At 74.2% G+C, this 8,798-nt stretch carries 7 protein-coding genes; 1 reads left to right on the forward strand and 6 read right to left on the reverse strand.

The annotated features are described in order from the left end of the window. Both ACFE67_RS12570 and ACFE67_RS12575 read right to left on the reverse strand, forming a co-directional pair. The coding region (locus tag ACFE67_RS12570; protein WP_375407220.1) for an Nramp family divalent metal transporter at nt 1-1,075 on the reverse strand (1,075 nt) is incomplete at its 3' end. A 113-nt stretch (nt 1,076-1,188) separates the two neighbouring features. Next, on the reverse strand, nt 1,189-3,246 hold the full coding sequence (locus ACFE67_RS12575) for a cytochrome c oxidase assembly protein (protein ID WP_375407221.1): 2,058 nt from the start codon (nt 3,244-3,246) through the stop codon (nt 1,189-1,191). A 77-nt stretch (nt 3,247-3,323) separates the two neighbouring features. Here ACFE67_RS12575 and ACFE67_RS12580 point away from each other — a divergent pair, with 77 nt between their 5' ends. Beyond that, nucleotides 3,324-5,585, forward strand: coding sequence for a heavy metal translocating P-type ATPase (locus ACFE67_RS12580; RefSeq protein WP_375407222.1), 2,262 nt, complete (start codon nt 3,324-3,326; stop codon nt 5,583-5,585). A 60-nt stretch (nt 5,586-5,645) separates the two neighbouring features. Here ACFE67_RS12580 and ACFE67_RS12585 read toward each other — a convergent pair whose 3' ends face one another. The 4 genes from ACFE67_RS12585 to ACFE67_RS12600 form a co-directional block, all read right to left on the reverse strand. Further along, nucleotides 5,646-7,235 carry a copper resistance protein CopC gene (locus tag ACFE67_RS12585; protein WP_375407223.1) on the reverse strand — a complete coding sequence of 530 codons (1,590 nt, stop codon included), beginning with the start codon at nt 7,233-7,235 and terminating at the stop codon, nt 5,646-5,648. Then, a complete protein-coding gene (locus ACFE67_RS12590; protein ID WP_375407224.1) occupies nt 7,232-7,963 on the reverse strand; it encodes a YcnI family protein in 732 nt (243 codons plus the stop codon). Before ACFE67_RS12590 ends, ACFE67_RS12585 begins: the two co-directional genes overlap by 4 nt. 11 nt (nt 7,964-7,974) lie before the next feature. Beyond that, the gene (locus tag ACFE67_RS12595; protein ID WP_375407226.1) at nt 7,975-8,595 is read right to left on the reverse strand and encodes a DUF5134 domain-containing protein; all 621 of its coding nucleotides are present in this window, start codon (nt 8,593-8,595) and stop codon (nt 7,975-7,977) included. A 15-nt stretch (nt 8,596-8,610) separates the two neighbouring features. Then, nucleotides 8,611-8,798 (reverse strand): hypothetical protein (locus ACFE67_RS12600; RefSeq protein ID WP_375407225.1); only part of this gene is annotated, 188 nt, incomplete at its 5' end.

The following is an 8,798-nucleotide window of genomic DNA, read 5'->3' on the forward strand; positions in this document are numbered from 1 at the left end:
CGACCTGGCTCAGCACGAGCGCGAGCGTGGGGTCGAACCCGACGCCGAGCACGATAAGCGCGGGGATCAGCGTGACGACCCTGCGGACCAGCAGCGGCACCGACAGGTGCAGCAGCCCCGCCATGATCGTGGCGCCCGCGTAGGCGCCGACCGACGTCGAGGCGAGCCCGGAGGCGAGCAGCCCGACGCCGAACACCGTCGCGACCACCGGGCCCAGCGCGATCCCGATCGCGGCGTGGGCCCCCTCGATCGTGTCCGTGCCCGCGACGCCGGACAGCGAGGCCGCTGCGAGCAGCAGCATCGCGATGTTCACCGACCCCGCGATCACCAGGGCGAGCACCACGTCGAGCCGCGTCACCCGCAGCAGGTGGCGGATCCGGACGGGATCGGAGGTGGTGCCGTGCCGGTCCCGCGCGAGCGCCGAGTGGAGGTAGATCGCGTGCGGCATCACGGTCGCGCCGAGCATGCTCGCGGCGAGCAGCACCGATCCGGAGTCCCGGAAGCGCGGTACCAGGCCGCTCGCGGCGGCGCCCCAGTCGACCGGGCTGACGACGACGCCGGCGACGAAGCCGACGGTGATGACCGCCAGGAGCGAGATCACGACCGCCTCGAACGTGCGCTGCCCGCGGGCGGACTGCAGCGCGAGGATCCCGATCGACACGACCCCGATCAGCACCCCGGCCGGCAGCAGCGGGAGGCCGAACAGGATCTGAAGGGCGACCGCGCCGCCGATGATCTCCGCGAGGTCGGTGGCTGCCGCGACGACCTCCGCCTGCGCCCAGAACGCGAGCCGGCCGAAGCGGGGCAGCCGCTCGCCGAGCAGCTCGGGCAGCGTGCGGCCCGTGACCACGCCGAGCTTCGCGGAGAGGTACTGCACGATCACGGCCATCGCGTTCGCGGCGACCAGCACCCAGACCAGCAGGTACCGGTAGCCGGCGCCCGCGGAGAGGTTCGCCGCGACGTTGCCCGGGTCGACGTACGCGATCGCGGCGACGAACGCGGGGCCGAGGAGGCGGACGAGCCGACGCTCAGGAGGCGGCGCAGGGATGTGCGCGGTCACCTCCGCAGCCGGCACACAGCCCCCTCGCCTCAGCGCGCACTCTAACCGCCGCCCGTTTCCGGAGTGCGTCAGCAGGACCCAGCACCATCGGCAGGACACCCCAGCCTGCTGCGTCCTGCTGACGGTGCTCAGTCCTGCTGTCGGACTCGCTCTGCGGGCGCGGCGGAGGGGACGGGCGCTTGGCCGCGGGCGCCCAGCTTCGCGAGCATCGCGTTGTAGGCCTCGTAGCTGTCGTCCGTGCCCTGGTCGAGGTGGCGGTCGACGCGGGTCGCCACCCGGCCGTCCTGCCGCGCCCACTGGGTGACGAGGGCGACGATCACGATCACGAGCGGGATCTCGCCCGCCGCCCATGCGATGCCGCCGCCGGTCTGCTGGTCGGCGATCAGGTCGCCCGCCCAGGGCGCTTCGAGGGCGCTGTAGAACCTGCCTGCGATCACCGTCGTGCTCGTCAGCACCGCGACGCCGAAGAAGGCGTGGAACGGCATCGCGGCCAGCACCATGCCGAGCTTGCCGATGTGCGGGAGAGGCCGCGGCGGCGCGTCGACCCCGATGACGAGGCCGTAGAACATGAAGCCGATCACGAGGAACTCGATGTTCATCAGCTGGTGCGCCCAGTGCAGCCGCAGCGCCTGCTCGAAGATCGGCGAGAAGTAGAGCAGGTAGTAGGCGCCGACGAAGCGCACGAACACGAGCAGCGGGTTGAACAGCACGTGCGTGACCCGCCAGGCGAGCATCGCCGCGATCCACTCCCGCACGCCCGCAGCACGGGTGCGCCCGTGGGTGGGCAGCGCGCGCAGCGCGAGGGTGATCGGTCCACCGAGCACCAGCAGCAGCGGCCCGAGCATGTTCAGCGCCATGTGCAGGACCATGTGGAGGCTGAACACGGCGCTCGAGTACCGGCCGAGGCCGCTCGAGGTCGTCAGCACGACGACGGTCCAGCCGAGCACCCAGGCGACGGTCCGACCGGCCGGCCAGGCGTCCCCCCTCCTCCGCAGCGCCAGCACGCCGGCGAGGTAGAGCCCGACCGCCGCGACCGAGACGAGCAGGAACAGCAGGTTCGGCCGCCAGTCGAGGGCGATGACCGCGAAGGTCGGCCGCGCGGCGATGTCGTAGCCGAAGAAGTTCTGCGCGACCGAGGTCGGCAGGAAGTACTGGGGTGGCGGGATGCGGCTCATCACCAGAGCGACCGCGACGAGCAGCGCGGCCGGGAGCAGGGCGATCCGGACGAGGGCGGAGGAGGTGCGGCGCAGGCTCGCGAGATCCTGTTCCCGCTGTGCCGCGACGAGCCCCCTCAGCACGACCGGGCCGAGCACGGCGAGCAGCACGAAGCGGGCGACGAACAGCCACGCGGTCGGCGACCCGAGCAGCGGCGAGCCCCCCAGCTCGAACAGGGCCAGCACGATCTCGGAGACGGTCGTGGCCGCCCAGGCGATCGCGAGCAGCCGCCAGACGCGCAGGAGGGAGACGGGACCGGGCAGCGGGCCGCTCGCGAGGCGCATCCTCGCGACCGCGAGCAGGCCGACGAGCACCGCGGCCGCGGGAGTGCCGACGATGCCGGCGTCGCTGCCGAAGTCGTGGTCCGGGCCGACGAGCACCTGCGTCACGACGACGGGCGGCAGGACCGCGACCAGGGCGACGGCCGCGAGCACGGCGTGCGCCTGCCAGGTGTGCGACAGGAAGGCGGTGATCGCGATCGCCGCGGCCAGGACCGCGACGACCAACCACGCGGTCGGCAGCGCCGAGTACGCGAACATGTACCCGACGGCGCCGGGCACCAGCAGGCGCGACAGCGGCTGACCGCCCGCGTCGGCGCCGTCGACGAAGACGAGCGCGGCCGCCGCGACCGCCCAGACGGCCGCCGACCAGACCACCGGACGCGCGTCGGTGAAGTAGTCGATCGTCAGCCGGCCCTCGCCCGAGCGCTGCCGGGCGAAGACCGCGTAGATCAGGGTGCCGACGCACCAGACCGCTGCCACGGCGGCCACGCCGTGCAGCAGCCCGCTCGCCAGCGAGGTGTCGGTGCCGGGCACGTTCCGGCCGAGCACGGTGTACGGCTGCCCGCCGAGCAGGACGACCGCGACCGCGACGACGGCGAGCGGCAGGAGCGCCGCGGCGACGAGCAGCGCGCCCGGCGAGGCCCGGCGCACGGAGGTGCTCGCGCGTGCCGAGACGTGCTCCGTGGTCATGGGTCTTCCCTCGTCGGCCGTCGGTGCGGCCGGACGATTCTACAATTCGTACAACGGTCACGACGCGGGAGGTGCGGATGTCCACGATCACCGACCAGCAGTCCGTCCAGGCGCTGGACGACGTCGTCGAGTTCGACATCGCGGGCATGACCTGCTCCGCCTGCGCGACCCGCATCGAGCGGAAGCTCGGCCGGCTCGAGGGCGTCACCGCGAGCGTGAACTTCGCCACCGAGCGCGCGACCGTGATCGGGCTGGGCGGGGACACCGCCGTCGGCATCGCCGCGGTCGAGCGGGCCGGCTACAAGGCCGGGCTGCACACTCCCGGCGACGACGAGTGGTCCCGCCGCGCGACGAGCGACAGGATCGACTCCCTCCGCCGCCGGCTGACGGTCTCCGCACTGCTGAGCGTGCCGCTGTGCGACCTCACGATCCTGCTCGCGCTCGTCCCCGCCTGGCGGTTCCCCGGGTGGCAGCTGCTCTGCGTGCTGCTGGCCGTGCCGATCGTGACCTGGGCGGCGTGGCCGTTCCACCGCGCGACGTGGCGGAACCTCCGGTCCGGCTCGCTCAGCATGGACACGCTCGTCTCGCTCGGCGCCGCGGTGTCGTTCGTCTGGGCGCTCGTCGTACTGGTCGGCGGCCCCTCCGCCGCCGGCTACTGGATCGGGTTCGGCCCGACACCGCCGGGCGCCGACGCGATCTACCTCGATGTCGCGGCCGGCATGGTCACGTTCCAGCTCGGCGGCCGCTACTTCGAGACCCGCTCCCGCCGCCGCGCGGGCGACGTGCTGCACGCGATCTCCGGGCTCGCGGCCCGCACGGTCCTCCTCCGCACGCCCGACGGCGACGTGGAGGTGCCCGCCGGATCGGTGCGCCCGGGCGACGTCGTCATCGTCCGCCCCGGCAGCGCGATCCCCATCGACGGGATCGTGGACGCCGGCCGGTCGTCCGTCGACACGTCCACCATGACGGGCGAGACCGCGCCGGTCGAGATCGAGCCCGGATCCTCCGTCGCGGCCGGCACGGTCAACGGCGCCGGCGCGCTCACGATCGTCGCGGAGCGGGTCGGGCAGCACACCCGCCTCGCCCAGCTCGCGGCGATCGCGGACGAGGCGCAGCGCCGCAAGGCGGGCGTGACGAAGCTGGTGGACCGGATCAGCCGGGTGTTCATCCCCGTGGTGATCGTGCTGGCGGTGCTCGTGACCGCCGCCTGGCTGCTGTCGGGCGCACCGGTCGGCGCCGCGATCGGCATCGGCATCGCCGTGCTGATCATCGCCTGCCCCTGCGCGCTGGGCCTCGCGACCCCGACGGCGCTGATGGTCGGCGTCGGCCGCGGCGGGCAGCTCGGCATCCTCGTGAAGGGCCAGGACGCCCTCGAGGCGAGCGGCCGCATCGACACCGTCGTGCTCGACAAGACCGGCACGGTCACCACCGGCGCCTTCACCGTCGCGGACGTGCGCCCGATCGACGGACGCACGCGCGACGAGCTGCTCGGCCTCGCCGGAGCGCTCGAGCAGGCCTCCGAGCACGCGATCGGCCGCGCGGTCTCGGGCGCCGCCGCGGCGGCGCTCGGCAGGCCGGAGGCGGTGGAGGACTTCGCGGCGCTCAGCGGCCTCGGAGCCACCGGGCTGGTGGGCGGGCGCCGCGTGCTCGCCGGGAACCGGCGCCTGCTCCTCGAGCAGGGCATCGCGGTGCCGCCCGAGCTCGACGCGGTGGTGGAGGAGCTGGAGTTTGCCGGCCGCACCCTCGTGCTCGTCGCTGTCGACGGCGTCGCCGCCGGCGTGCTCGGCCTCGCCGACGACGTGAAGCCGACCGCCCGCGAGGCGATCGCGCAGCTGAAGGCCATGGGCCTGCGCACCGTGCTGCTCACCGGTGACACAGCCCGCGCGGCCGCCGCGGTCGGCGCCTCCCTCGGCTTCGACGAGACGATCGCGGAGGTGCTGCCCGCCGACAAGGCGGAGGTCGTCGCGCGCCTGCAGCGCGAGGGCCGCAGGGTCGCGATGGTCGGCGACGGCATCAACGACGCTGCGGCGCTCGCGTCCGCGGACCTCGGCATGGCGATCGTGACCGGCACCGACGTGGCAATGAAGTCCGCCGACGTGATCCTCGTCCGCGACGACCTGCGGGCCGTGCCCGACGCGGTCGCGCTGGCCCGCAGGATGCTCGGCACGATCCGCGGGAACCTGATCTGGGCGTTCGGCTACAACATCGCCGCGATCCCGCTGGCCGCCTCCGGCCTGCTGAACCCGCTGATCGCCGCAGCGGCGATGGCGCTGTCCTCGGTGCTCGTGGTGACGAACAGCCTCCGCCTCCGCACCTTCACCCCCCACCAGGCCGACTGATTTCATCTTTACGGAGTTTTGGCCAGGGCGAAGCCCCGCCAAAACTCCGTAAAAATGAAATCACCAGACGGGCCAGGACACCTCCGCGGCGGTGGCCGAGGTGGCGCTCACCTCAGCGGCGAGGGCGAGGGTCCACTCCCCCGACACCGGCAGGGTCGCGTCGGTGCTGCGCCAACCGTCGCCGTCTCGGCGGAAGGTGACATCGAGCGCTGCGACGTCCGTCGTCGAGAGGGACCCCTCGAGCGTCTGCAGCCGCACGGCGGCGCCCGACGGGGCGACGGCCTGCACGTGCAGCACCGCGGCGCCCCGCCGGGTGCGATCGACGTCGACGACGAGCCGGTCCGCGCCGACGGCCACGGTCCGCGTGACGGCCGGCCCGTAGGTCTCCGCGGCGGTCGCCGTGCCGCCGAGCGCCGCCGTCACACCGAGGATCGCGACGACACCGACCGCCTCCGCCACGACCGCGCGGCGCACGCGCGTCCGTACCGGCCGATCGGAACCCGCCACGGCACGCTGCGCGACCGTGGCGACCACGATCAGCGCGGCGACGAGTCCCAGCTTCACGAGCAGCAGCACGCCGTAGTCGGTCGACCAGAGGGCGGCGAGCGGCACGACGGTCGGGAACGCCTGGACCTCGCCGGTGACGACGAGCACGCCGATGCACGCGAAGGCGACCACGGACCAGCGGCGCAGCGCGCGGAGCCCCGCAGCGGGCGCTCGATGGAAGCGCGGCAGCACCGCCGTGACGAGCACGACGAGCCCGCCGAGCCACAGCGCCATGGCGGCGAGGTGCAGCACCGCGGCGGGCACGAGCAGCCAGGCGGCGCCGTCGGTCGCGTGACCGAGCAGCGCCACGGAGGCGAGCACCGCGACCCCGACGACGCCGGCGCCGAGATCGCGCCGCACGCCCGCCCGGCGCAGCAGCACCGCGAGGACCAGGACCAGCCCGACGCGGGCGAGCAGCACGATGCCGATCGCGCTGGTGACCGTGTAGCCGAGGTCCTCCAGGCGCAGCACCGCGGGCCAACTCCCTCCTGCCGCGCGCGGGCCTCGCAGCAGCAGGTCGGCGAGCGATGCGAGCAGCACGAGCACCAGCCCAGCGGCCGTGATGCCGAGCACGCGGCGACGCCGCCGCACCGACGGCCAGAGCAGCGCAGCGGAGGCCGGCACCCCGATCCCGAGCGCCAGCCCGAGGTAGACCGCACCGGTCGCCGCTCCGATGCCGGAGTCGAGCGGCGAGCCCGTGGAGACCGGCCCCTCCACCGCGTCGGCGTCGCGCCGCACCCCGAACCGGATCGATCCGGTCACGAGGTGGCTGTCCGCCGACACCACCCGCCACGAGACGCTGTAGACGCCCGCCGGCACCTCGGCCTGCAGCGGGATGACGACGGTCCGGCCGTCGAGCGTCGCCGCGCCGCGCTGGATCCGGACGCCGGTGGAGGACAGCACCGTCGTCGCGTCGGGCGGCAGCGCGACCGCCTCGTCGAACGTCAGGCGCACGACGGCGGGCGCCGCCGCGACCCGGGCGCCGTCCGCGGGATCGCTCGAGACCAGCACAGCGTGCGCGGAGGCGGGCGTCGCCGGCAGCAGGAGCAGCGCGGCGAGGGCGAGCAGCAGCGCGGCGGCGAGCCTCCTGGGCGCCGGGCTCACGCGTCCGGAGCGCGGCGCCTCGACCCGCGCAGCAGCGCGATGATCGCGACGATCAGGGCGGCGAGTGCGGCCACGACCGCGGCGATCCCGACGGCGAGCGCCGCCGTCGACGAGTCGGCCGTCGCCGTGGTCGTCGTCGCGGTCGCAGCGGTCGCGTCCTGGTTGGCGGGCTCCGCGGCGGCGAGCGCGAGCACGGGCACCGGGTGCTCGGGCTCGGCGGCGCCGGAGGCGGTCTCGTTCCAGTTCACGGTGCTGCCGTCGCTGTAGGTCTGCAGGGTCGGGAACGCGACCTCCGCGACGTCCGGCAGCGGCCCGACCGAGATCGCGAACTCCTGGAACTGCCCCGGCTTGATCGCCGCAGCGGCATCCGCCTTCCAGTCGATCTTGGAGACGTACGTGCTGACCTGGCCGTCGTCGGTCGTGACCGGCTTCGCGAGCGTCGCGGTGCTGACGGTCGCGGTCCAGCCGGCGACGGGCTGCACGCTCGCGGACGCGATCGGGGTGGTGCTCGGCATCGTCACGGTCACCTCGGTCGTCGACGCGGTGTCGGACTCGGTGGGCACGCGGAACGTCAGCACGCCGTAGCCGCCACGGGTCGCGTCCTCCCCGTCGACGTGCACGTGCGCGGAGGCCGCGGTCGCGCCGATCAGCACGGCGGCGGCGGCACCGACCAGTCCGGCGGCCAGGCGCAGGGCGGTCCGGCGACGAGGGGTGCGGAGGCGTGACATCGAGGGCTCCTTCACGTGATGAGGACGAGGAAGACGTAGGACATGCCGGCTGCCATCAGCGTCGACGCGGCGAGGTCGGCGACCTCCAGCCGGCGCGCAGGCCCCACCGCCTCCCGGATCAGGAGGCCCGCCAGCCACACGACCGCGCCGGCGAAGGCGGTACCGAGCGCGATCGACACGGCGAGGGCCCACGGCGCGTCCCCGGTCATGGTCGACCCGGAGGCGACGCCCGCGTGGGTCATCCCGGCCATGCCGCCCGGGTCGAGGGCGGCCGTCGCCGGGATCATCGCGACGGCCATCCAGACCATCGCCAGCATCATCGCGGCGTGGTACCAGAGGCCGGCGACCCGGCCGTGGGCGCCGTGCCATGCGCCGAGCAGCGCGTCGGAGGAGGGCCGGAACAGCGCCGCTCCCGCGTACCAGAACGCTCCGGCCGAGAACACGACCACCTGCAGCAGCGCGGGGGCCGCCCAGGACCACGGCACCGTGACCATGGTGCCGCTCATCAGCAGGTGCAGCAGGTTCGAGACCCGGTCGGGCACGTCCCTGCCGGTCACGACCCGGCCGGCGAACCAGATGCCGAGCGTGCCGAAGACGATGGCGGCGACGGACGCGGTCAGCTGCGTCCCCATCACCACACGAAGACTCTACAGTTTGTAGAGGCCGGTGGTGCTCCGCGTCGCCGATCCGAGCGGCGCCCGGCGCAGCGCCTCCGCGCCACGCGCGTCGAGCCGCGCCGCGCGGATCTCGGCCCACTCGTTCGCCTCGAGCGCGGCGGTTCTGCGCAGGGCGCTCGAGAGCGCCGCAGCGCCGCAGACGCGGGCGGCGGCGTCGT

The sequence above is a fragment of the uncultured Amnibacterium sp. genome, from assembly GCF_964244015.1.
Classification (GTDB): domain Bacteria; phylum Actinomycetota; class Actinomycetes; order Actinomycetales; family Microbacteriaceae; genus Amnibacterium.

Bases quoted from the DNA above. Each gene is read 5' to 3' on its own strand.
- ACFE67_RS12575 (WP_375407221.1), bottom strand. From the start codon at position 3,246: ATGACCACGGAGCACGTCTCGGCACGCGCGAGCACCTCCGTGCGCCGG.
- ACFE67_RS12580 (WP_375407222.1), top strand. From the start codon at position 3,324: ATGTCCACGATCACCGACCAGCAGTCCGTCCAGGCGCTGGACGACGTC.
- ACFE67_RS12590 (WP_375407224.1), bottom strand. From the start codon at position 7,963: ATGTCACGCCTCCGCACCCCTCGTCGCCGGACCGCCCTGCGCCTGGCC.
- ACFE67_RS12595 (WP_375407226.1), bottom strand. From the start codon at position 8,595: ATGGGGACGCAGCTGACCGCGTCCGTCGCCGCCATCGTCTTCGGCACG.